Source organism: Saccharopolyspora shandongensis (assembly GCF_900106995.1).
Classification (GTDB): domain Bacteria; phylum Actinomycetota; class Actinomycetes; order Mycobacteriales; family Pseudonocardiaceae; genus Saccharopolyspora; species Saccharopolyspora shandongensis.
On sequence record NZ_FNOK01000091.1, the window covers coordinates 1 to 21971 of the forward strand.

The 21971-nt window shown below is 67.9% G+C and carries 22 protein-coding genes and 2 pseudogenes; 9 read left to right on the forward strand and 15 right to left on the reverse strand.

Features of this window, described 5'->3' with window-relative positions:
- Positions 1 to 806 (forward strand): helix-turn-helix transcriptional regulator (locus tag BLW84_RS43905; RefSeq protein ID WP_143061343.1); only part of this gene is annotated, 806 nt, incomplete at its 5' end.
- A gap of 22 nt (positions 807 to 828) precedes the next feature.
- On the opposite strand, the gene BLW84_RS43910 is transcribed toward BLW84_RS43905, so the two are convergent.
- The gene (locus BLW84_RS43910; RefSeq protein ID WP_245761801.1) at positions 829 to 1902 is read right to left on the reverse strand and encodes an IS481 family transposase; all 1074 of its coding nucleotides are present in this window, start codon (positions 1900 to 1902) and stop codon (positions 829 to 831) included.
- An 89-nt stretch (positions 1903 to 1991) separates the two neighbouring features.
- A complete protein-coding gene (locus tag BLW84_RS43915; RefSeq protein WP_093278398.1) occupies positions 1992 to 2942 on the reverse strand; it encodes a deazapurine DNA modification protein DpdA family protein in 951 nt (316 codons plus the stop codon).
- On the opposite strand from BLW84_RS43915, the gene BLW84_RS43920 reads away from it, so the two are divergent.
- The gene (locus BLW84_RS43920) at positions 2930 to 3445 is read left to right on the forward strand and encodes a pyridoxamine 5'-phosphate oxidase family protein (protein WP_093278400.1); all 516 of its coding nucleotides are present in this window, start codon (positions 2930 to 2932) and stop codon (positions 3443 to 3445) included. The genes BLW84_RS43915 and BLW84_RS43920 overlap by 13 nt on opposite strands.
- A 424-nt stretch (positions 3446 to 3869) precedes the next feature.
- Here the strand turns inward: BLW84_RS43920 and BLW84_RS43925 are convergent, their stop codons facing one another.
- From BLW84_RS43925 to BLW84_RS43965, 9 genes are all read right to left on the reverse strand, one after another.
- Complete coding sequence (locus BLW84_RS43925) at positions 3870 to 4850, reverse strand: helix-turn-helix domain-containing protein (RefSeq protein ID WP_093278402.1); 981 nt, start codon at positions 4848 to 4850, stop codon at positions 3870 to 3872.
- Positions 4851 to 5178: 328 nt separating this feature from the next.
- Positions 5179 to 6489, reverse strand: a complete 1311-nt coding sequence (locus tag BLW84_RS43930) for an MFS transporter (protein ID WP_093278404.1) — start codon at positions 6487 to 6489, stop codon at positions 5179 to 5181.
- Positions 6490 to 6524: 35 nt separating this feature from the next.
- A complete protein-coding gene (locus tag BLW84_RS43935; protein ID WP_093278406.1) occupies positions 6525 to 7220 on the reverse strand; it encodes a VOC family protein in 696 nt (231 codons plus the stop codon).
- A 228-nt stretch (positions 7221 to 7448) separates the two neighbouring features.
- On the reverse strand, positions 7449 to 8546 hold the full coding sequence (locus BLW84_RS43940) for an NADH:flavin oxidoreductase/NADH oxidase (RefSeq protein WP_093278408.1): 1098 nt from the start codon (positions 8544 to 8546) through the stop codon (positions 7449 to 7451).
- Positions 8543 to 9514 (reverse strand): amidohydrolase family protein, encoded by a 972-nt coding sequence (locus BLW84_RS43945; RefSeq protein ID WP_093278410.1) that lies wholly within the window; start codon positions 9512 to 9514, stop codon positions 8543 to 8545. Before BLW84_RS43945 ends, BLW84_RS43940 begins: the two co-directional genes overlap by 4 nt.
- A complete protein-coding gene (locus tag BLW84_RS43950) occupies positions 9511 to 9951 on the reverse strand; it encodes a cupin domain-containing protein (RefSeq protein ID WP_093278412.1) in 441 nt (146 codons plus the stop codon). Before BLW84_RS43950 ends, BLW84_RS43945 begins: the two co-directional genes overlap by 4 nt.
- A gap of 41 nt (positions 9952 to 9992) precedes the next feature.
- Complete coding sequence (locus BLW84_RS43955) at positions 9993 to 11183, reverse strand: FAD binding domain-containing protein (RefSeq protein ID WP_093278414.1); 1191 nt, start codon at positions 11181 to 11183, stop codon at positions 9993 to 9995.
- The gene (locus BLW84_RS43960; RefSeq protein ID WP_093278416.1) at positions 11183 to 12568 is read right to left on the reverse strand and encodes an MFS transporter; all 1386 of its coding nucleotides are present in this window, start codon (positions 12566 to 12568) and stop codon (positions 11183 to 11185) included. Before BLW84_RS43960 ends, BLW84_RS43955 begins: the two co-directional genes overlap by 1 nt.
- A 40-nt stretch (positions 12569 to 12608) precedes the next feature.
- Positions 12609 to 14036 (reverse strand): aldehyde dehydrogenase, encoded by a 1428-nt coding sequence (locus BLW84_RS43965; RefSeq protein WP_093278419.1) that lies wholly within the window; start codon positions 14034 to 14036, stop codon positions 12609 to 12611.
- Positions 14037 to 14224: 188 nt separating this feature from the next.
- On the opposite strand from BLW84_RS43965, the gene BLW84_RS43970 reads away from it, so the two are divergent.
- Together BLW84_RS43970 and BLW84_RS50070 are read left to right on the forward strand one after the other, a co-directional pair.
- Positions 14225 to 15985, forward strand: a complete 1761-nt coding sequence (locus tag BLW84_RS43970) for a helix-turn-helix domain-containing protein (protein ID WP_093278421.1) — start codon at positions 14225 to 14227, stop codon at positions 15983 to 15985.
- Positions 15985 to 16197, forward strand: a pseudogene (locus BLW84_RS50070) (IS110 family transposase); the annotation flags it as partial. The gene BLW84_RS43970 and the pseudogene BLW84_RS50070, both read left to right, overlap by 1 nt.
- A gap of 53 nt (positions 16198 to 16250) precedes the next feature.
- Here the strand turns inward: BLW84_RS50070 and BLW84_RS49725 are convergent.
- The gene (locus tag BLW84_RS49725; protein WP_245761802.1) at positions 16251 to 16541 is read right to left on the reverse strand and encodes an integrase core domain-containing protein; all 291 of its coding nucleotides are present in this window, start codon (positions 16539 to 16541) and stop codon (positions 16251 to 16253) included.
- A 200-nt stretch (positions 16542 to 16741) separates the two neighbouring features.
- On the opposite strand from BLW84_RS49725, the gene BLW84_RS48770 reads away from it, so the two are divergent.
- From BLW84_RS48770 to BLW84_RS47015, 4 genes are all read left to right on the forward strand, one after another.
- Complete coding sequence (locus BLW84_RS48770; RefSeq protein ID WP_218157744.1) at positions 16742 to 16957, forward strand: hypothetical protein; 216 nt, start codon at positions 16742 to 16744, stop codon at positions 16955 to 16957.
- A 490-nt stretch (positions 16958 to 17447) separates the two neighbouring features.
- The gene (locus tag BLW84_RS48775) at positions 17448 to 17819 is read left to right on the forward strand and encodes an integrase core domain-containing protein (RefSeq protein WP_218157745.1); all 372 of its coding nucleotides are present in this window, start codon (positions 17448 to 17450) and stop codon (positions 17817 to 17819) included.
- A 46-nt stretch (positions 17820 to 17865) separates the two neighbouring features.
- On the forward strand, positions 17866 to 18108 hold the full coding sequence (locus BLW84_RS43990; protein ID WP_093278425.1) for a hypothetical protein: 243 nt from the start codon (positions 17866 to 17868) through the stop codon (positions 18106 to 18108).
- Between the two features lie 400 nt (positions 18109 to 18508).
- Positions 18509 to 18694 carry a hypothetical protein gene (locus tag BLW84_RS47015; protein ID WP_143061344.1) on the forward strand — a complete coding sequence of 62 codons (186 nt, stop codon included), beginning with the start codon at positions 18509 to 18511 and terminating at the stop codon, positions 18692 to 18694.
- A gap of 24 nt (positions 18695 to 18718) precedes the next feature.
- Here BLW84_RS47015 and BLW84_RS43995 read toward each other — a convergent pair whose 3' ends face one another.
- From BLW84_RS43995 to BLW84_RS44005, 3 genes and pseudogenes are all read right to left on the reverse strand, one after another.
- Positions 18719 to 19561: an ABC transporter permease gene (locus BLW84_RS43995; protein WP_093278427.1), complete on the reverse strand. Its 843-nt coding sequence runs from the start codon at positions 19559 to 19561 to the stop codon at positions 18719 to 18721.
- 159 nt (positions 19562 to 19720) lie between these two features.
- Positions 19721 to 20527: a GIY-YIG nuclease family protein gene (locus BLW84_RS44000; RefSeq protein WP_093278430.1), complete on the reverse strand. Its 807-nt coding sequence runs from the start codon at positions 20525 to 20527 to the stop codon at positions 19721 to 19723.
- Positions 20528 to 20854: 327 nt separating this feature from the next.
- Positions 20855 to 21550: pseudogene (locus BLW84_RS44005) on the reverse strand (IS701 family transposase); the annotation flags it as partial.
- Between the two features lie 69 nt (positions 21551 to 21619).
- Here BLW84_RS44005 and BLW84_RS44010 point away from each other — a divergent pair.
- Entirely contained in the window at positions 21620 to 21931 is a 312-nt protein-coding gene (locus tag BLW84_RS44010; protein ID WP_093278434.1) for a transposase, read from the forward strand.
- The last annotated feature ends 40 nt before the right edge of the window (positions 21932 to 21971 follow it).

A 21971-nucleotide genomic window follows, 5' to 3' on the forward strand; every position in this document is an offset into this window, starting at 1 on the left:
GAAACGACGAGCGGCTCGCAGTGCTCAACACCGAGAGCGCCGACTGGGCGCGACCGCGGCGGCTGAACCTCGTACTGGGCATGGTCGCCGAGACCAACGCCCGGGCCGCGGTCACCCGCGGCGCCTACGAGGAGGCCTACACCTATCTGAGCGCGCTTACCCCACCGGGTGTGCTGCCGCCCTTCTTCCCCTACTTCCACCGCGTTTTCTTGGACCTGGTCGAGGCATGTGTGCGCACCGGACGTATCGCAGAGGCCCGGGCACACGTGATGGCCGGCCGGCAGGCCCGCATGGACGCCATCTCCTCGCACCACGCGCTCATCCTCGCGGGCTCGGCCGCGCTGGCCACGGAGGACGAGTCCGCCGACCGGTTGTTCCAGCATGCTCTGGAGTTGCCCCAGGCCGAGCAGTGGCCCTTCGAGCAGGCGCGGATCCAGCTCGCCTACGGCCAGTGGCTGCGCCGACGCCACGACCGCAGCCGAGCGCGCATCCATTTGAGCCGCGCGCTGACGACCTTCCGCTGTCTCAAGACCGAGCCCTGGGCGAAGAGGGCGGCGGAGGAGCTGCGCGCCAACGGAGTCGCGCAGGGCGTGGATCTCGCCGACGGCAGGTCCGCACTCACCGCACATGAGCTGCGCATCGCGGAACTGGCAGCGCAAGGGATGACCAACAAGGAGATCGGCCGGCAACTGCACCTGTCCCCGCGCACCGTGGGGGCCCACCTGTACAAGATCTTCCCCAAGCTGGGCGTAGCCTCTCGCCGCGCTCTGCGGGACGCACTTGCAGGCGAAGTGGAGTCGCGTTAGGTGTGATGTCTCGGGACGTTGGTTACACGAGGTCGTCGTCCAGGGTGAGTTGGACGGGGTAGTCGTCGGCCGGTTTGGGCGGCTGGTCGACGGTGATGCGGTAGTCGCTGCCACGGGTCCGGGTGATGGGCGGCTGGCCGCCGAGGGCTGAGTGCGGGCGCTGGTGGTTGTAGAAGTTCAGGAAGTCCGCCAGCGCCTCCAGCCGCTCGTTCTCGCTGGTGTAGTCGCGGACGTAGGCCCATTCACGGGCCAGAGTGCCGTGCCAGCGCTCGACCTTGCCGTTGGTGCGCGGCGTGTAGGGCCGGGTCCGCTTGTGCTTGGTTCCGGTCGTGTGGACGGCAGCGGCCCAGGCTCGGGAGCGGTAACAGGAGCCGTTGTCGGTGAGCACACGGTGAATCGGCGTGATGCCGTGTTCAACGAAGAACGCGACAGCGCGCAGCCAGAATCCGGCGGCAGTGTCGGCCTTCTCGTCGTCGAGTGCTTCGGTGTAGGCCAGCCGAGAGTGGTCGTCGATAGCGCTGTGCAGGTAGAGGTAGCCGACTCGCCCGGTGCCTGGTCCGGCGCGTTTGGAGGCGCGGGCAGCGTCGGTGCCGATGCCGTGCATGCGCCAGCCTCCACCAGTGGGGATGCGGCCGAGTTTCTTCACGTCGACGTGCACCATGTCCCCGGCGCGGTCGTGTTCGTAGCGGACGACGGCACGCATTTTCTCTCCTGTGGGCGGATCGAGGTCGCGGAGCCGGTTGAGTCCGCGACGGACCAGAACGCGGTGCACGGTGGCCGGGGCAACGGTGATGCCGTGGTGGCGGGCCAGCGCATCGGCGAGGCGAACGGGGCCGTGTTTGGTCTGCTTGCGCAGCGCCTCGATCAGATCCGCCACGTCATCGGGCGTGGCTTGCGGGCTGCGATCGGGGCGCGAGGACTGGTCGGTCAGTCCGGCTTCGCCGTGTTGTTGCCAGCGGGCGTACCACTTGGCCAGGCAGCGGCGGGAGATGTTCGCTTCAGCGGCGACGTGAGCGATAGGGCGACCGGCATCGACGCGCGCACACAGCCGCCGACGGCCTTCCGGCGTCAGCGGCGCGTTGCGATGCCCTGCCATTGCTGCCCGCAGGCACAGACATCAGCGACGCGACGAGGAAGGAACCAGCGCGGCCGATGATCTGCACCGTGCGTTCCTCCCCACCTATGTCACTGCATGTCGAACAACGACATCTCTCCGTCACCATTGGGGCGATCATGCCCGAGATCACCGACAAACCCGGCGGTGGCGTGCTCGTCGGCACCGTTGGTGACCAGTTCGCCAGCGGTGATGTTGGCGATGATCAGATCAGCCGCAGCACGGGAGGCCGGGTCATCGTCGACGCCCCAGCGGGCGCGTAGTGCCCGGAGTTGGTCGAGGAGCGGTTCGTCGGGTTCGGCGAAGATCTGTCCGACGCGGGCCGGGCTGAGGTCCATCAACTTCGCGATGGCCCGCACCGACATGCCGTCCCGGTTCGCCCACCGGATCGTGGTGTTGCGTTCGAGACGGGCGGCCTCGTCGCGGAAGGCCGACAGCGCCAGTCGACGCGAGGTGTCTAGTTTTCTGGACACCTTTCCCCCTTTTCGAGTGGGGCCGAGCGGCCCGGCGGGTCGGGTGGCGTGCCCGGCAAGGGAAGCCAGCACGCGTTCGCGCCAGTGGAACGCGAACCGTGGGCAGTTGGCGCAGTTCTTGTGTGCGGTGCAGCCGGGCAGGCGGGGTGAGCGGCGGGCGGCGTAGGACCAGGCCATCGAGTCCGCGCTGTGCAGGTGGCTGCCGTAGTCGCGCAAACCGGAGGTTTTGATCCCGAACCCGTGCAACCGGATACCGGGTGCGGCGTGGCAGACGGCGGCGATGATCTGCGCTGCTTCGCGGGTGCCCTGGCTGCGGTTGTCGCGGCAGTGGCCATGTCCTGTTGCGAGCGTGTCGCGTTGCGACCAGCGTGTCGGACTCTGTGCGCCGTATAAGGCGACATTAGACGATGAAGGGTGCTGGCGACGGCCAGGTGGTGGCGTGTCGAGTTCGGTGAGGTGATGTGACTCTGCGGCGCCGTCTTCGTCTGGCCGCCGTGCGATGCTGAGGATGGTCCAGCGGTGCCTATTGTGGACTGATGCGTGAAACACCCGAAGAACTCAATGAGCTCCAGGCCCTGCTCGACGCCTCCCTGTCCCGCTCCACCGATCACCTCCGTTCGATCGTTACCGAGCGCACTTTGACCGCCGAGCAGCTCACCCAGATCCTGGTCGGCATGTGCACCCTCGCCCTGTCCACCGTGACGGCGAAGGGCGAGCCGCGGATCAGCGGTGTGGATGGGCACTTCCTGCACGGCAAGTGGTACTTCGGTACAGCACGCAGCGCCGCCAAGGCTCGCCACCTCGCGGCTCGCCCCGCCGCCAGCGTCGCGCACATGCGCGGCGAGGACCTGGGAGTGTTCACGCACGGCACGGTGGAGATACTCAACCCCGAGGACGACGAGCCGGCCGCAGACTGGCCAGACCTGCTCACGTACCTCAAGGACTTCTACGGCGATCACGCCGAGTGGGACAAGGACGTGTTCTACTACCGGCTGCGTCCGCACTGGATGACCGTCTACGCCCCCGACGCCGCGAAGCTCATCGCCAAGTGACCGCTGGCTCATGAAACAGGCCCTCTGGGCGGCTGGTGTCGAACTCTCCAACACTAGCCACCCAGTGGAAACGGCCGCTTCCGACGGGCAGCGTCGTGGCGCAAGAGTGACGTGAGATATGTCCTGGTTCATCTGCATGGGCCGCTGATCCTCGGCTTCCTACGCTGGCTCGTCGGCGACACCGACGAAATGCCAGCACGACCCGAGCGCGTCACCCCAGCGCCGACCACCAAGCGCTCAAAGAGCCGCAGATAACGGGTCTACTCCGTGGAACCAATCTCATGAGACAGCACAGTTAGGTCGGTGCCTACTCTGTCGTGCTTCTGCAACGGACGTCACCACATTTGCCTCAAATCCGCCGGTGGCCCCTGCGTGATGTCGTTTCAACGACGGCATCAGGCCACAGCATGGCGGCAGAGATCGATCAACTGCTCGTCGACTGGGCCTCCTGCAGTGCGGCAGCGTTGCGCCACTCGCGCGGTGACATGCCGTAAGCCGCACGGAAGACCCGGCTGAAGTGGGCCGGATTCACGAAGCCCCACCGTTGGGCGACGGCGGACACCGTTGGTATCACGCGGTGACGCCGCGCGAGCTCGCGGCTGCACTCCTCCAACCGGCGTTGCTGAATCCAGCGGCTGATCGTGGTGCCCTCACCTTCGAAGATCTTGTGCAGATAGCGAACTGAGATGCGGTGGTGAGCGGCGATTGCTTCGGGCGACAGGTCGGGATTGGCCAGGTGCTGGTTGACGTACTCGCGCACTCGTCGGACCATTGCCTGCCCGGCGCTGCGTTCCCCGGCGCTCTCGCTCTTCCTGGTCCGCTCGCTGATCAGCGCGGCCAATAGATCGGTGACGGTTCCCGCCAGTTGCTCGCCCACATGGGGCGGGCACGTAGCCGCTGTTGTGGCCAGCATGGACAGAAGCGGTGCCAGCATGGCCGCAACGCCCGAATCTGTGGGTAGCGCCGTGGCCATGACCGCGCAGATGTCCGAGTGCGGAAGTGCTACAGCCTTTCGTGGCACGTGGAAGACGTGCATGCGGAAGTGGTCGTATTGGTCGAGCGTGTATGGGCGGGTCGCCTTGTAGACGACCAGATCGCCCGGGCTGAGGAGGGCTGTCCGACTGTCCTGGATCAGCTCTGAACGGCCCTGGCCCTGCAGGCCGATGGACACCAACTCACGGTCGAGCTGGGCTGCGTGTTGTGGCATTCGACTCATCCGCTGCGCGTCTGCCTCGATGGTCGCAACCTTGAGGTACCCCAGGCTGTCGGCGGTGATCCGCCCGGCGAAGGGAGCCTTGTTTCTGGGTGTGACCGTTTGTGGGCCGAGCGTGCGCGTGATGGCCTGATTCCAAAAGGCCAGCTTGTCACCATCCGGTACGGACGTTGTCGTCAAGGCAATCCGCATGTAAACGACTTCCATAGGAGTGGGGAGAGTGCGCTCGGGAAGAGAACGCCTTGCTTAGGCGGTGGCCAGAATCCTCAACTCACTCCGTCAGTTCGACAGCGCGAAGCTTCCCTCATGTGCAAGTACACATTGGTAAGCATGGTTATCTCGGCTGGGACGTGAGTAGGTCATATGACTGCCGATGCCCCTCGCGACTGTTCTCGATGTGCGCGCTTCGGTTCCTCGGTTCTTTGACCGCGGGGCTGTGGAAGACTGTGAGGTCCGGGTTGGCGGGGGTGTAGGCGGCGCAGGGCGCACTCCGAAGCCCTCGGCAAGGTCCTCGACGGCTTTATCGCCGGCCGAGCCGGGCTGTTGTGATCCGGTGGGTCTCCGGCCCGGCCAGAGCTGCGATTGAGGCCAGCACTGCGATTCCGACGCAGATCCACGCCGACGGCCGCCAGCTGCTCGTTCCAACGCTGATCGCCTGGGCCAGCGTGGGCGCGAATCCGGACCCGAGCAGGCCGAGCATCAGCCCGACGGCCATCCCGGTGTAGCGAACCCGCGCCGGGAACTGCTCCGGGTAGTACGCGGCACCGACCCCGATGGGCATGATGTAGAAGACGCTCATCCCCGTGAGTCCTGCGATGAATACGAGCGTGATGTTTCCGGCGTCGATCGCGCTGAACAGCACGAACAGGGACAGGCTGGAGCCGAGTGCGCCGAGTACGAACACCGGCTTGCGACCGATGCGGTCCGACAACCGCCCGACAACCGGGGCCATCACAGCCGCCCCCAGGTTGCCCAGCGCCACCACGGTCAGCATCACCGGCCGGGAGAGGCCTGCGGCCCCAGTCGCGTAGGCCAGCGCGAAGACGTTGAAGATCGTTCCAACGACGTTGACCCCGCTGCACAGCGCCACTCGCAGGGTGGTCGCCCAGTGCTCGCGCAGCAGCGTCGCGATCGGCAGCGAGGCGTGCTCGTCGCGGTGCCGCATCTCGGTGAACACTTCCGGTTCTTCGAGTTTGCGCCGGAGCAAGTAGGCGACGAGCGTCAAGATCCCGCTGAGCAGAAACGGCAGCCGCCAGCCCCAGCTCAGCATGTGCTCCTCTGGTAATGCTGCGACCGGCAAGAACACGAGGCTGCCCAGCGCCATCCCCAGTTGCATCCCGCTCATGGAGAAGCTGGCGTAGAACGCCCGCCGGTCGTCGGGGGCGTGCTCCACGGTCAACGAGCTCGATCCCGGCGACTCTCCGCCCGCGGACAGGCCCTGCAGGAGTCGAAGCAGGACAAGCAGGATCGGAGCCGCGACGCCGATGGTGTTGTAGGAGGGCAGCAATCCGATCGCGAACGTGGCGACACCCATCAACCCGATCGTGAGAACCAGGGCCAGCCGGCGTCCCAGCTTGTCTCCCAGGTGGCCCCACAGCACGGCACCGAACGGCCGGGCGATGTAGGCGACGCCGAACGAGGCGATCGACAGCAGGAGACCGGTCGCGCCGGTGTTCGGGAAGAAGATCTTGTTGAAGACCAGGGCAGCGGCCGACCCGTAGATGAGGAAGTCGTAGTACTCCAGCGCGCTTCCGAAGAATCCGGAGATGGCTGCGCGGCGCACTTTCCGGGTCGTCTGCACTGCGGGGGCTTGGGGAACGGCGGTGGGCATCTGTTTGCTCCTGTGGTGCGTGGCCGTGTCGGGGCTCAGAGCGTGATCGGGTTCAGGCGGATGGTTCGGGGACCATCGGTGGAGTCGAAGGTGACCGCATAGAGCCCGTCCGGGCCGCCGTTGTAAACGATCTCGATCCCCAGTTCCGCTGGTTTGACGACGTCGCCGAGCCACGTCCGCAGGTCGGGCTCGGTGCCGCCGATCTCAACGGAGATGACCCCGGTGCCCCGCACGTCACCGGTGCCTGGCTGGGGCGGGAGCAGGCTGGAGTGGTTCGTCAGGTCGGGGACGTAGTAGATGTTGGGCTTGCCCAGCCGCCAGGAGTTCCAGAAGTCCGGCGCGTGCACCGACGGGCCGCTGCCCTGCGCGGGCACCATCCGGACCTTTCCGCCGATGATGTTCTCGGCCGGCGCGATTCCCCGATGCCGGGCGAACTCGGCTATCTCGTCGAGGTTGTCGCTGCGCAGGCACAGGCCAGCGAAGCAGTCTCCGTTCGCGGTCTGGCGCTCCAACTCGAGCGCCATCGGCGCCCGCTCGGCGATCATCCGGTGATCGACGATGCTCTCGACCTCGATGTAGACGTAATCGCCCAGCGACAGCAACTTCTGCCCTAGGCCGAGCCCGGGGAAGTAGCCGCCGTCGGCGCTGCCGAGCCCCGTCGCCCGGCTCAGGTCGATGGTGGTCCGGTAGAGGTTGTCCGACCAGACGGCGATGTGGTCGAGGCTGATCAATGCGCGTTCCTATCTGTCCCGTCAGGAGTGATCCGGGGCAGGACGGTGGGAGGCGGGGAGGCAGGCCGGCGTTGGTGACGTTGTCGGCCGGACCGCCGCCGTGCCGGGTTTCGAGCGGTGTGTCCGGTGGGTGATGGGCCCGCCTCGAAGGCGGTCGCCGCCGGACCCCACAGCACCGCTCGTGGTGACCACGGGTGGTGCTGTGGGTGCGTTGCCGGGTGAAGCTCGTCAGGAGGCCACTGTGGACGGACTCGGAACGGCCCGGCCGTATTGCCAGGGGTAGATCTCGGTCAGCCGGTGCGGGTCCAGCCGGGCCATGGCCCGTAGCGGCCAGGACGAGTCACGCAGCGCCTCCCGGGCGAGCAGGACGGCGTCGGCGGCGCCGTCGCTGAGGACCGTCTCGGCCTGTTCCGGGTCGGTGATCAGTCCGACTGCGGAGACCGGCAGCCCGGGTACTGCGGAGCGCACGCGGTGCGCGAACGGCACTTGATAGCCAGGCCCAACCGGGATCTGCTGGTCCGGGTCCAGCCCGCCGGTGGTGACGTCGAGCAGATCGACCCCACGTTCGGCCAGCCGCGGGGCGAGTTCGACGGTTTCCTCCGGGGTCCAGCCGCCGTTCACCCAGTCGGTGGCCGAGAGCCGCAACAGCAGTGGCCGGTCGTCCGGCCAGGTCGCGCGGACCGCGTCGACCACCTGCAGCAGCAGGCGAATCCGGTTTTCGAACGAGCCTCCGTAGGCGTCGGTGCGGTGGTTGGCCCGCGGTGAGAGGAACTGGTGCAGCAAGTAGCCGTGCGCGGCGTGGATCTCGACGACGTCGAAACCGGCATGCACCGCCCGCTCGGTGGCCGCGGCGAAGTCCGCGACGATCCTCTCCAGGTCGGCGGGCGACGCCGCGGCCGGTGTCGCGTAGCCGCGGTAGGCCGACGCCGACGGGGCGAGCGCGGTCCAGCCACCTTCCTCCGGCGGTACCGAACCTCGGCCCTGGCCGGGCACGCGGGTCGAGGCCTTGCGCCCGGCATGCCCGAGCTGCACCCCGATCGCGGTGCCATGGGCGTGGGCGAAGCCGGTGATCCGCTGCCAGGCTGCGACCTGCTCGTCCGACCACAGCCCGACGTCGGCCGGGCTGATCCGGGCCTGCGGCGAGACGGCCGTCGACTCGGTCAACACCAGCCCGAACCCACCGGTGATCCGAGCACCGAGGTGCACCAAGTGCCAGTCGGTGGGGACGCCGTCGGCGCCGGCGCTGTATTGGCACATCGGCGAGAGCCAGGCCCGGTTCGGCAGATCCAGGTCGCGCAGCCGCAGCGGGCTGAACAGCGCGGTCATGACGTCACCCCCAGGAAGGAACGGGCGTTCGCGGTCAGCGTCGCGGTGTCCAGCCCGCCGGCGATGGCGAATCCGACCGGATCACGCTGCGCCATGTCGAACGGGTAGTCGCTGCCGCAGACGACCGCCTGCTTCCCGACCCGCTCGGTGAGCAAGCCGAGCAGCGCCGGGTCGTGGGTGACGGTGTCGAACCACAGATCACGCACCGCCTCGCCGGGTGGGCGGGTCGAGTCGCGGCGGACGTCGGGCCGGGTGCGCCAACCGTGGTCCCAGCGGCCCAGCAGGCCCGGGGTGCAACCACCGCCGTGCACGAAACAGATCCGCAGCCCCGGCAGCGCGTCATGCACCCCGCCGAGCAGCAGCGCCGCCACCGCTGTCGCCGTTTCCACCGGGTTGCCGATCAGATTGGCCAGGTAGTGGTCGCGCCACTCGGGCCGGGGGAGTTGCATAGGGTGCACCAGCACTGAGAGCCCGAGTCGGGCGCAGTCGGTGAGCACGTGCCGGAGCGTCCCGCGGTCCAGTGACTCGCCACCCAACAGCGGCGGGATCGCCACCCCGGCGATCCCGGGTACCGACACCAGCCGTTCCAACCGGGCGGTAGCCGCTGCGTCGTCGTCCAGTGGGACCAGGCCGAGCCCGAGCAGCGCGCCGCCGGAGTCCGCGACGACCGCGCCGAGCGCGTCGTTGAACGCGTCGACATAGTCCGGGGCAGAACCCGCGACCGGAAACGCGAACGGTGGCGCCGAGAGCACCCGCACCGCGATCCCGGCCTCGGCCATGTCGGCCCGGATCGCCGGGACGTCACTCATCGCTTTGGTGGCGATCGACAGCGGTACCTCACCCAGGTAGAGCTGCCCATCCCGGTCCCGCAGCGGCCCGTACGGCGCGCCCGGCGGCAGCCCGAACAGGTCCGCAGGCAACCAGTGGGCGTGCACGTCGACCGGACCCGCTTTCGGCGTGGCGGTCATCGGCGGTCCAGGGGGAGTGGGGCGTTAGCGCTGTCCAGGTGCTCGACGGTGGTGAATACCAGCTCGGTGTCGCCGATGTTCTCGATGTCGTGCAGCAGGTACTGGTCCTGCGCGAAGGTGAAGTGCCTGGTCTCGCCCGCGCCGTAGGAGACCTCGCGGGTGGTGCCGTCGCTGGTGTGCTGGCGGCTGCGTCCGGCGTTGACGGCCGTCCAGAAGTAGTCCAGCACGTGCCGGTGGGCGTGCCAGCGCTCGCCGGGCGCGAGGCGGATTTCCCAGACCCGCACGCGGTCGTTCTCGCTGAGCAGCCGCGAACCGACCTCGCCGTCGTAGGAATGCGCCTCGAACTCGGCGCGCAGCTCGGGGCTCCAGCCCTCGAAGTCGGTGCCGACCAGCTCGCCGGCCAGCGGCAGGTCGGACAGGAATCCGGTATCGGTCATTTCAGGGTCCTTCCAGAGGCGGTATTCGGATGGCGGGGAGCTCAGCGGCCGGGGCCGTAGAGGCCGAATCGCAGGCTCGGGTCGCCGGGGGTCCAGGTGTTGTGGAACTGGGAGCGCTCGCCCATCTCCTTCACCCGCTCCAGCAGGCGTGAGCCGAGTTCGAGCTGGGCAGGCTCCCACTTGCGCAGCGCGGCGGCGATGTCGCCGTCGGAATCGGTCAGCGCGTCGGCTAGCGCCCAGGCATCGGCGGCGGCCTTCGCAGTGCCGGCCGCGGCGTGCGGGCGGGCGGCCGACGCGGCGTCGCCGAGCAGGGCGATCCGGCCGTCGGTCATCTTCGCCGACCGGATGTCGGAGACCACTTGGATGTAGGGCTGCTCGGTGGCGGTGACGACCTCGGCCGCGGCCGGAGCCAGCAGCTGCGCGGCGGTTGCGCGCATCTCGTCGACGTAGCGGTCCTGGACCTGGCCCGGGTGCAGCGACACGGTGCCGGTGAAGCCGCGCTTGTCGATCAGCATTTCGTCCAGTTCGCAGCCGGCCGGGACGTTGCGGTACCAGACGTAGTTCATCAGCCTGTCCCGCGGCCCGGTCCCGGTCTCGCCGGGGATCGGGTAGAGCGTGATGTGCGAGTGCGGGACGACGCTGTAGGAGATCGCGTTGCCCAGCAGCGAGCGGACCTCGGCGGGCAACTGGTACTCGGGCACGGTGCCCCGCCAGCCGACGTAGCCGGAGTACTCCATCTCGGAAGACGGGTCGAGCAGCCGGCGGCCGATCGAGGTGATCCCGTCGGCGAACACCACCAGCTCGGCCTGCGCCTGCCGGCCGCTGACGAACCTCACGGTCGCGCAGTCGGCGTCCTGGGAGACGCCGCAGGCGAACTCGCCGAGGTGGTAGTGATCGGTGCCGAAATCGGCCAGCAGCGCGCGGTAGAAGGTGCCCCAGGAGGTGTAGGTCCAGCGGCGCCGGTCGCGGTGCACGATCTCGTCACCGGGCCCCAGGTACTGGACGTACTCGGTGGAGGTGGACAGCGTCGCGGGGTTCTGGTCGCTGCGCTCGGCGAACCAGCGGACGGTGTCGGGCTGCAGCACGATGCCGCCGCCTCGACCGTCCAGTGGGGTCGGGGTGCGCTCGAAGACGTCGACCTCGAAACCGAGGTCGCGCAGGAGCAGCGCGGTGGTGAGCCCGCCGATGGAGCCGCCGATCACGGCGGCGCGGGCATGGGTGTAGGGGGACATCAAAGACTCTCCTCGGAACGGGCCGTGGCGCCCGGCGCAGGGTCCGGGACGGGCGCCGGGTTGGACGGAAGGGGCATGCCACGGGTCTCGGGAGCGAACAGCAGCCCGAGCGCGCCGAGCAGGCCGACCGCGACCACACAGGTGGTGGCCAGGCCGAGGTCGCCGCCGAACCAGGAGGCAGCGATCACTCCAGCGATCAGCGGGCCGGCTGCGGTGAAGTAGCGGCCGATGCCGTTGTAGAGCGCCATGCCGGTGGCCCGGACCGACGGTGGGAACAGCTCCGGGCCGTAGACCAAGATCCCGGACAGCGCGCCGTAGAGACCGAACCCGGCGACCGGCACGACCAGCAGGAACGTTTTCCATCCGGGTTCGAACGGGAAAAGGAATCCGACGCTGGCGGCGGAGATCGCGAAGCTGGTGAGGAACGCCCCGCGGCGGCCGATCTTGTCGGCGAGGAAGCCCCAGGTGGCGTAGCCGAACACGCCCCCGGCGTTGAACAGCATCGAGGCGATCGCGACGCGGGAGTTCGCCACATCCGGGGACAGCTCGGCCGCCGCGGCGGCCTGCCGGATCACCTGTGGGTACCAGGTCGAGACGCTCCAGAACGCCACCAGCGAGCCGGTGGCCAGTGCAGTGCCGACCAGGGTGGGGCGCAGCAGCGGCGGGGTGAGCAGCCGGATCAGCACGAACCGGTCCTGCTCGGTGCGCTGTCCGCTGGCCCGGCGGGCGCGGCGGGCGGCGATCATGCCGCGGATCTCCGGTGGCTCCGGGACATGCTTGCGGATGAAGTACACCAGCAGCGCCGGCAGGACGGCGATGCCCATCATCAGCCGCCAGCCGTAGCCACCGAGGATCGCGTAGGACACCGCAGCGATGAAGAAGCCCATCGCGTAGCCGGACATCATCACACCGCAGGCGCGGGCTCGGTAGCGGTTGCGCCACACCTCGGCGACCAGGGCGGCGCCGACCGGCGCCTCCACCCCGGAGCCGAGCCCGGCGACGAACCGCAGCACGCCCAGCTGCCACCAGGTGTCGGCGAAGGCGGCTAGCGCGGTGAACACCGCGTACGTCACGATCCCGGCGGACAGCACCCGGACCCGGCCGAAGTAGTCGGCGAGGATCCCGAACACGATCCCGCCGGTACCCCAGCCGAACAGGAACAGCGCGACGGTCAGGCCGCCGTAGAGCCCGATAGTGCCGGTGCCGGGCTCGATGCCGCTGTGCGGCAGCAACTCGGTCATCGCCGGGCCGAGGATCAGCGCGTACAGGCTGCCCGCGAACCCATCCAATGCCCAGCCCATCGTGGTGCCGGCCAGCACCAGCCATTGAGTGCGGGTGATGACGGTGCGCCAGGTCCCCGGCGCGAGATCGGCGGAATTCGACATGTACGGCTCCCTTGCCGGAGGTCGAACGTGCTTCGAGAAATCAGTTGAGACGCCCCGGGACGTCGGAGCCGTACCAGTCGACGTCGTCACCCGCGGTACGCGCGACGACGGTCTTGAGCCAGGTGAAGTCGTCGAACGACTCGGTGCCCGCGTCGCGACCGGTGCCGGACTCCTTGATGCCGCCCCAGGGCAGCGACGGTTCGAGACGGTGGTGGTCGTTGACCCAGACCATCCCGGCCTGGATCCGGTCGGCCACCCGATGCCCGCGGGCCAGATCGCGAGTCCAGACGCCCGCGCCGAGTCCGAACCGGTTGTCGTTGGCCTTGGCGATCGCATCGGCCTCGTCGTCGAACGGGACGACGACGGCGACCGGGCCGAAGATCTCCTCACGGGCCACCCGCATGTCCATCGTGGCGTCGGCGAGCACGGTGGGGCGGACGAAGAACCCGCCGTCCAGCGGTGCGGGCAACTGCGGGACACCGCCACCGGCAGCGACCCGGGCGCCCTCGGCGCGTCCGGCCTCGATCAGGTCAAGCACCTTGTCCCGCTGCACCGCGCTGACCATCGGGCCGATCTGGGTGGCTGGGTCCGATGGATCACCGATGCGGATCGCGTCGGCCCGACGGGCCAGCGCCGCAACGAACCGGTTGTAACTCGCACGCTGCACCAGGAAACGGGACCCGGCCACGCAGGACTGCCCGGCCGCGACGAACGCGGCGAACGCGGCTCCCTCGGCGGCGACGTCGGGATCGATGTCGTCGAACACGATGATCGGGGTCTTACCGCCGAGCTCGGCGGTCACCCTGGCGAACCGATGCGCCGTTGCGACAGCGGCCGCCCGCCCGGCCTCGGTCCCGCCGGTCAGCGTGATCTTGGCGATGTCCAGGTGCCCGGTCAGCCGCTCACCGACCTCCCGGCCTCCGGTCACCACGTTCACCACACCGTTGGGGATCCCGGCCTTCGCCAGCAGCTCGACCATCGCAAGAGTGGACAGCGGGGTGGTCTCAGATGGCTTCACCACGACGGTGTTGCCGGTGGCCAGCGCCGCGGACAAACTGCGGGCCAGGATCAGCAGCGGGTGGTTGAACGGCGTGATGATCCCGCAGACGCCGAGCGGGGCCCGGCGCTGGTAAGTCAGGTACGGGCCGTCCGAGGGCAGCACCGCATCCCGTTGGGCGGCGAGCAGGCCGGCGTTGTAGCGAAACCACTCCGGCACCCGCGACAGCTGCGCGCGGGTCTCGGTGACCGGGCGACCGTTGTTGCGGGTCTCGAGCCTGTAGAGATCCTCGGCGGCTTCCTCGACGACGTCCGCCGCACGCAGCAACAGCCGACCACGCTCGGTGCGGGTGAGCGCGGGCCACGGGCCGTCAAGAAACGCCGCACGGGCGCGGGACACCGCCGCGTCGACCTCAATGAGGGAGCTGTCGGTGACGGTCCGGATGACGGCCCCGGTGGCGGGGTCGATCACCGGGCGGTCAAAGCCTCTGAAGGGCTGCGGGTGGGCAGGGTACGAAGCGGTCGTCGTCGACATTCCGGCCCTTTCTGTAGCGATCTGGCGGTAGGGCACGTCGGAGTCTTGCTCACGCTGGCAGCCGATCGCTATGTCAGTGGAGACATAAATAGACAGAATGAATGTCCTCTGAAACACTCATAGTTGTGGAGGATGAGCATGAGCTGCGCGCCTGGTTGACCGCGATCGGCACACTGACCTCGGCGGTGAACTCCGGCCGCGGGCTGAGCGACGTCCTCGACCTCGTCGCCTCAACCGCCCGCCAGCTACTCGGGCTGGACTTCTGCGGCGTGCTGGTACCCGACGCCGAGGAACGCAACCTGGTGATCGCCGGGGCGAGTGGGCTGTCGGCAACCTATGTGGCCCGGATCAACTCCGATCACCCGGTCCGGCTGGAACCCGACGCCCGCAGCGGCGCGCCGTCTAGCCGTGCCTACCGGTCCGGCCGCCCCGCTGCGGTCAGCGACATCTCCCGCGAGCCGGGATTCATCTGGGGCGGTGTCGCGCACGACCAGGACTACCGTTCGATGCTGTCGGTCCCGCTCGTTACCGCGTCCGGCGTGATCGGCACCCTGAACAGCTACCGCTCGGAGGTGCACGATTTCGACGCCAAGGAGATCAGCTGCCTGCAGTTGCTGGCCGAGCATGCCGCGATTGCGATCACCTCGGCGCGGCTGGTCGAGGACTTGCGCGAGCAGCACGAGCTGGTGACCCGCTCGGAGCAGATCCACCAGCGGCTGCTGCGGGTGGCGGTCCGCTCCGGTGGGATGCCCGGAATCGCTGCCGCCCTTCACGACCTGCTCCGCACCGCGGTGCTGCTGCAGGACGCGCGCGGCGAGGTACTGGCCGCGGCCGGCCCGGCGACTGAGCCGCCAGTCGCAGGCTGGCCAACGGCCGCCCCGCCGCCGGGAACCGAGCTGGTCCACGAGCAAGACGGCTACGTCGTCGCCGACGTCGTGCTCTCCGGCGAGGTCCCGGCCAGAGTGTGGCTGCCCGGCTACTCAGGCGAGCTGTCTACAGTGGACAGACGCGCTCTGGAGCACGCCTCGGTGGTGCTGTCGCTGGAGCTGCTACGCAGGCGCACCGCACTGGAAGTCGAGCAGAACCTGCGCGGCGAACTGCTGGCCGAGCTTCTCGGCGGCGCCGACCCACGTGCGAGCGCGCTGCGCCACCGGGCCCGGCTACTCGGCCACGACCTGGCGCGTTCACACTGCGCACTGGTCGGGCAGATCAACACCACCGGCCAAACCAGCGCGGACCAAGCCCGCCGGCGCGCCACCGAGGAGGCAAACAGGCTGGCGTCCACCATCAACCCACGTCCACTGGTGGCCCAGCACCGAGACGCCATCGTGGCGTTGTGGCCGGTCTCGGCGTCCGGGCCAGCAGCTGGCCCGGACGCCGCCGAAGCGCTGCGCCGAGCGCTCTGCACAACCGTCGGTGTCACCTCGGCGACGGTCGCGGTCTCCGAACCCACCGATCATCAGTTCGCCGAGGCCTGCCGCACCGCCCGAGGCGCACTCACCGTCGCCGAACGCGACGAGCGCATCGGCGGCGTCGTCACCCTGGATGGGCTCGGCGTGGCAGGCCTGCTGCTCCAACTCGACGACCCGGCGCCTCTGCGTGGCTACGCCGACCGCACTCTCGGCCCGTTGGTCCGGCATGACGAGGAGCACGGCACCTCGCTGGTGGCGACCTTGCGCGCGCACTTGGCCCACCGACTGGACCGACAGGCGACCGCGCAAGCGCTCATCGTGCACCCCAACACGATCAGCCAGCGGCTGCGCCGGATAGAGACGCTGACTGGGCTGGACCTGCGCGACCCGACGGCGGCCCTGGATGCCCGCTCGGCCCTGATGGTGCTGGACGTAGCGCACGGCTTGTCTCGGCGCGACCCGTGGGCTGACTGATGCGGCGTCCAATTCGCGGTGCCCCGCGACAAGATTGGGTCGGGATCCACGCGGGCAAGACCACATATCATGCGTGTGCGATGGAAGGCGAGGGCAAAGTCGTGTTCTCGCAGAAGGTGGCCAACGACCAGGCCGCGATCGAGCAGCTCATCGCCCGCGCGACCAAGGCCGCCACCGAGGTGCGGTGGGCGGTCGATCTGACCAGCAACGCCTGTACGGTGCAAAACTCGGTGCACGGGTTGACCTGGTGTTTTGTTGATCGGCGTCAGGCTGCTCGGGTGTACTCGTTGATCAGTCCACCGAGGACCTTGTGGTGTTGGATGAGAGCGTCGTTCGGCGGCACCGTCGTGCGATCGTGCTGCGGTGGGTGTTGGTCGAGGCTTTGGTGCGGACGGTGGGTGTTGAAGTGGTCGGCGTATTCGCTGAGCACTCGCGTGGCGTGCCGTTCGTGGTGGATCAGGAGTCGGTCGGTGCATTCTTCGCGGACGGTGCGGACGAATCGTTCCGCGTAGCAGTTCGCCCGTGGTGTCCGTGGCGGGGTTTTGATGACCTGCACGTCCTCGGTGGCGAAGACCGCGTCGAATGCTGGCGTGTACTTGGTGTCGCGGTCGCGGATGAGGAACCGGAAGGAAGCGGCGCGGTTGCCGAGGTCGGCCAGGAGGTTGCGGGCGGCCTGGGTGGTCCAGGCTGTGCCGCTCGGAAAGTCATCGCCGCAGTTGAGAGTGATAGTGCGTCCTCGGCTGGCACCGTGTCCGGATGATCGTGTCGCTGCTGTACCAGGTGACCCGGAAGCTGCTGTCCGCCACGGCGGTGCTGCTGCGCCGTCACACTGCCAGGGACGCCGAGTTACTCGTATTGCGGCACGAGAGCGGTGCTACGCCGCAAACTCAAGGGTCCGGTCCGCTACGAAGCGGCGGACCGGTTCTGGTTCGCTGCCCTGTTCGCGCTGATACTCCGGCGGCGCTGGCGTGAGGTCTTCCCTGTCACTCCGGGAACCCTGCTCGCCTGGCACCGCGGATTCATCGCCGCGAAGTGGGACTTCACCGAGCGCCGGGACCGCACCGGACGCCCGCCGGCCAGGGCGGTTTTCAAGAGGCTGATCCTGCAGTTCGTTCGAGAGAACGCGGGGTGGCGGCACAGGATCCAGGGGGAGCTGGCCCGTCTTGGGCATTGGATCGCCGTATCCACGGTATGGGAAGTCCTCAACGCGCGGGTATCGATCCGGCCCCGCGTCGCTGCGGCCCAACCTGGCGCGAGTTCCTCACCGCGCAGGTTGAGGGCATCATCGCGGCCGATTCCTGCGCGTCGGCACCGTGCTGGGCAGGAGGCTGTACGCGCTGGTGTTCCTCGAGCACGGCACGTGGCGGCTGCACATCACCGGCGTCACCGCCCATCGGACCCGGCAGTGGGCCGTGCGGCAGGCCCGGAATCTCGCCGCGGGCTGGGCATCCGTTTCGAGTCCTTGCGCTTTCTGCTGTGCGACCGCGATGGGAAGTACTTCCTTACTTTCGAAGCCGAGGACGTGGAGATCTTCAAGAGCGCCCTGCGGGCATCGCGGATGAACGGCCACTGCGAACGGGTCATCTGCGGCCTCCGGCGTGAAGTCCTCGACCGCGTCCTGGTCCTGAACGAGTTCCGTGCCCAGCGTGTGCTTGCTGCCTACCAGCGGCACTACAACGGGTACCGGCTCCACCAGGCCCGCGACCAGCTACCGCCCGACGCTCACGACCATCCCGCTCCCTGCATGACCTCGACGCCGGCCGGGTCCTGGGCACCAGAGTCCTCGGCGGCGTGGTCAACGAGTACCGCTACGCAGCCTGACGTGCGGCGATGACTTTTCGAGTGGCACACGTATCAAGACCAATCGGAAGTGGTCGCTGGTGCTGCACAACACGTCACGCGGTCCAGCCTCCGACGTCGACTTCGCCTTCGAGGATCTGCCGGACGATGCGTTCTTCCGCGTGGTCCGGGAGGGCGGCCCGCTGGGCACGATCCCGCCCGGTCAAGAAGCCCGGTTCCCCCTGCTGCTGGCCGTGGGCTCGCCCGATGCCGTTGATTGCGTGGTGACCTGGACCGATGCCAAGGGCAACATCCAGACGACGAGGGCGACCGTCCGCACCTGATCCAAGTGCGCGGACGCTCACGGATCGTCGAAGATCAGCGGCGTGAACCCGCCCAGGGCCTCCAGCGACGGTCGACGGCGATCCCGACGCGGAAAATCGCTTAGCCGTCGGGCCAGTCTGAGACGTGGGTTTGCCCTCCAGCTAGAGCCTACGAGGTATGCGGAATTGACCGCGCCAGCCACACAAGATCAGCCGTCAGAGCTGGGCTGAACAGCCTCTGAACTGCGAAAACGCACCCAGGGGCGACCCATCTCTTGGGCAATGTTCGTGCTCTTTTTGACCCATCTCCGGGGTTGAACTTTGGTGCTCCGCGCCGGGGTGATGGCTATCCCAGCCACCCCAGTCTGGACGCTGGCTCAGACGTGAGGCTCGACCCGAGCGTGAACCTGTTCTTTCTTGGATGGCGCCCATCCCCGCTGATCCGACCAAGCGTCTGACCGTGGGACGTTTCCGCACATTGGCGCATTTCATCGTGCGCCGCGACGCGGTGCTCGCTCCGCTGCTGTCGCTGCGGGGTTGGAGAGCCGGCGGAGCCAAGGCCAGCTCGCTGAGCAAACTTAACGCACTGCCGCGCATCCAGCAATGATCATCTTCCGCACTGCTGTTTTCCTCATGAACGCCGCTGGCGCCGTACCTTTCGTACGGCACTCCACGTTCGCGAAAGCAGGGCACCAGTCGCGGGCCGGGGCGTTGCCGGTTCAGTCCGGGTCAGCCGGCCCAACGCCACCATGTACAGCGTGACGACGATCGCGACGGCCTCCACCGCCAGCAATGAGATGAGGACGAACAGCTGCACCACCCCCGCCTCGACCGGGCTGGCGCCCCCGAGCAACATGCCCACGAAAGCGCCCGGCAGGGTCACGGTGCCCACCGTCCGCGTCTGATCGAGCGCGGGAACCAGGGCACCCCCGGCGACCGGCTGCGCGATCTCCAGCCTCGACTGGCTGTCCGTCAAGCCCAGCGACAGCGCGGCCTCCACCTCACCCCGACGCTGCGACAACTCCTCCAGTAACCTGCGCCCGGCAAGCGTGGTCGCCGTCAGCGCACCACCGATGAGCTGACCCACCAGCGGAATCAGGACCAGCCCTGTCACCGGAACCACACCCGTGACGAGCAGAACAGCCACGACCGGCACAACCCCCACAGCGATGGGCAAACCCGCCCACCACCAGGTGCGGTCGAGCGTGATCCGCCGCCCGGCAGTGCGTGTCGCGATACCGAACATCATGATCAGGAACGCCACGACGAGCACGACCGAGTTCACAATGTGAGCGATCACCAGGGACACGATCACCAGCTGCAGCGCTCCGCGCGAACCTGCCCCGAGCACCGCCTGCCACCGGCCCAGGGCACCCAGCGTAACGACACCGGCCGCCGCGACGAGCAGCACGATAATGACGCCAACCAGCACCGGTGTGACCGGAATTGCGCCCGAACCAGCGGCTATCGGCATACACCGACCTTACTGAACCCATGCTGCCGAACATGCCTCGTGAAGACAGCGGCGCTCACAGCGCCGAATCTACGGCACGGCGGCCGGTTTCACCCAGAGGCAGCTGCTCGGGCACTCCGCCGCCCCCGTTACCCCATTACAGGGAAAGGGGCTTGGTCGTCAGTTGCGGTTCAGGCCGTGCCTGCGTGTGTCGAGGGCGAGCTTGAAATGACTCTCGGCCGCATCGATCTGCCGGGTGGGAGTTGCTGGGTCGAACACTCGCAGCAGCGAGAATCGGAAGGTCGCAGGGTTGACGTTGCGCAGCTCGACATTGCCGCCGTGACCGTTGGCAGCGTAGACTTTCCAGCGCTGGCAGATGCTCTCTGCGCCGTCGGCCTTGCCGACGTACTGGCGTCCGTCGCGGGTGTCGGTGATCAGGTAGACGCCCGTCACCGACGCCAGCGCGGTGCGCCAGGAAGCGTAGCGATGCTCGCGCATAACGGCCTGGAGCTGTGCATAGTCCAGAACAATCCGATCGAAGCCGGGGAACGGGATCGGCTCTGCATCGGCGATCTCCATGACCGGGTAGCCGACCGCTGTCGTGGCGTTGATTCGCCAGGAGCGCGGTGATTTCCACCCGATCACGAGTCGGTTCCTTAGGTCAGCCAACTGTTCGGAGGCGACAAGGTCGAAGGTTCGCAGCTTTCCGTCGTTCGATGTCTCGCCGCGGTTCTCCAGCACCGACCAGAGCCGGGCCCGGTCGCCGCTCTCCCGGATGAACACGATCCAGGTGCGGGGCGCAACGACCGGGAAATTGTGCGCGCGCTGTTGGCTCGTGTATTGCAGGATCTCTGCGTCGGTGGAATCGGCTTGGATGCCCGGCAGACCGAGGTCCTCGTGCTCGCGCACGTAGGCGTGGCGGATCACATGAGCCTCGCCGGGGTCGACGCCGGCGCTGTGCAGAATCGGACCTAACGTGAGCGTCATCGGCGTATCGCCTCTCCGTGCGTTCTGGCGCGGGCCGTAGGCCTTCGGAGCGACTGTGACAGGCGATCTGCTCAGCGCTCCACCGGCTGCAGACTGCGCTATCACCTATCTGCAGCGTCCAGCACTGTATTCCCACTCTCGCGCGCCCAGGTTAGTACTACAGCGGCAGGGTGTGATGCTTGAGGTGTTGTCGCTGGTAGTGGCTTCGGCGGGCTCTGGTTTGGTGGCGAAGTCGCCACCAGGACCAGTGGTCGGTATGGGCTTTGGGGTGTGCCGGTCGGGCGAGGATGGCCCAGAGTCGTCTGATTTCGTTGCAGGACAACAGGATCAGGTGCTCGTCTTCGGTTGCGGGAGCCCCTTTTTGAAGGTGTGGTCGCGGATTCGTTCGGTGTAGGCGGTCACTGCGAGGAACGCGGCGGCCAGCATCGCTAGGGTGATGTGCCGGTACCAGGCGTCGTATTTCCGCACCTGGTAGTGGTCCATGCCTGTTTCGTTCTTGGCGAACTGGAACGTTTCCTCGACGCCCCAACGACATCCGGCGACCCGGACGAGTTCGGCGATGGGGACGGGTGTGTGGGTGTGGCAGATGCAGTAGGCCAGCTCGCTGGGTTTGCTGATCGACCGGCGTACCAGCAGCAGATGCCCGTCGGTGTCACCGGGATCGATCACCAGCCAGTCATACAGCCGGTGGCCTTTACTTCCTTTCCCGGCTGAAAGGCGTTGCCAGCCCATGTTTCCGGCGGCGCGGGCAAGCTCGTCGGCACGCATGCGCCCTGCCGGGGTGTCGAAGCGCTGATCGCACGAGATGGCCATGACGTAGTTCAGGCCCTGCAGCCACGCGCGTAATCCGGGGTTGTCCCCGTAGGCCTCATCGGCGGTGAACCAGCCGACATCGGCGTCGGCCTCCAGCAGGCGTTCCAGCATTCGCCGCGCCAGCTGGGGTTTGGTCGCGAACTCGACGTCGTCGCCGATCCCGGCCTCCCCGCAACGCGCCGGGGCGCCGGTCCAGGACTGGGGGAGGTAGAGCTTGAGGTTCTCCCGTTAGCTCGGAGGCTTCCAAGCATGGTCCTATGGGCCTGAAGGGAGTCATCTGTGGCAGCACCGAAGAAGTACCCCGACGAGCTGCGTGAACGCGCGGTGCGTCTGTATCGGGAGTCGAATCCCAAGCCTGTGATTCGGCGTCTGGCTGAACAGCTGGGCGTGCATCCCGAGGCGTTGCGGAACTGGATCCGTCAGGATGAAGCCGATCGTGGCCAGCGGGATGACCGGCCGACCACCAGCGAGGCCGAAGAGCTTCGCAGGTTGCGGAACGAAAACGCGGAACTCAAGCGTGCCAACGAAAGACTCAAGGCGGCAAGCGCTTTTTTCGCCTCGGAACTCGACCCGACCCGGCGACGGCCATGAAGCTGGTTCAGCAGCTGCGTGGCCGCTTCGGGGTCGAGCC

Excerpts from the sequence above, each read along its gene's own strand:
- BLW84_RS44000 (WP_093278430.1), bottom strand. The coding sequence starts at position 20,527 with ATGACGCTCACGTTAGGTCCGATTCTGCACAGCGCCGGCGTCGACCCC.
- BLW84_RS43950 (WP_093278412.1), bottom strand. The coding sequence starts at position 9,951 with ATGACCGATACCGGATTCCTGTCCGACCTGCCGCTGGCCGGCGAGCTG.
- BLW84_RS43960 (WP_093278416.1), bottom strand. The coding sequence starts at position 12,568 with ATGTCGAATTCCGCCGATCTCGCGCCGGGGACCTGGCGCACCGTCATC.
- BLW84_RS43910 (WP_245761801.1), bottom strand. The coding sequence starts at position 1,902 with ATGGCAGGGCATCGCAACGCGCCGCTGACGCCGGAAGGCCGTCGGCGG.
- BLW84_RS43925 (WP_093278402.1), bottom strand. The coding sequence starts at position 4,850 with ATGCGGATTGCCTTGACGACAACGTCCGTACCGGATGGTGACAAGCTG.
- BLW84_RS47015 (WP_143061344.1), top strand. The coding sequence starts at position 18,509 with ATGGCGCCCATCCCCGCTGATCCGACCAAGCGTCTGACCGTGGGACGT.
- BLW84_RS43945 (WP_093278410.1), bottom strand. The coding sequence starts at position 9,514 with ATGACCGCCACGCCGAAAGCGGGTCCGGTCGACGTGCACGCCCACTGG.
- BLW84_RS43940 (WP_093278408.1), bottom strand. The coding sequence starts at position 8,546 with ATGACCGCGCTGTTCAGCCCGCTGCGGCTGCGCGACCTGGATCTGCCG.
- BLW84_RS43930 (WP_093278404.1), bottom strand. The coding sequence starts at position 6,489 with ATGCCCACCGCCGTTCCCCAAGCCCCCGCAGTGCAGACGACCCGGAAA.
- BLW84_RS43955 (WP_093278414.1), bottom strand. The coding sequence starts at position 11,183 with ATGTCCCCCTACACCCATGCCCGCGCCGCCGTGATCGGCGGCTCCATC.
- BLW84_RS43995 (WP_093278427.1), bottom strand. The coding sequence starts at position 19,561 with ATGCCGATAGCCGCTGGTTCGGGCGCAATTCCGGTCACACCGGTGCTG.
- BLW84_RS48770 (WP_218157744.1), top strand. The coding sequence starts at position 16,742 with ATGATCGTGTCGCTGCTGTACCAGGTGACCCGGAAGCTGCTGTCCGCC.
- BLW84_RS43920 (WP_093278400.1), top strand. The coding sequence starts at position 2,930 with ATGCGTGAAACACCCGAAGAACTCAATGAGCTCCAGGCCCTGCTCGAC.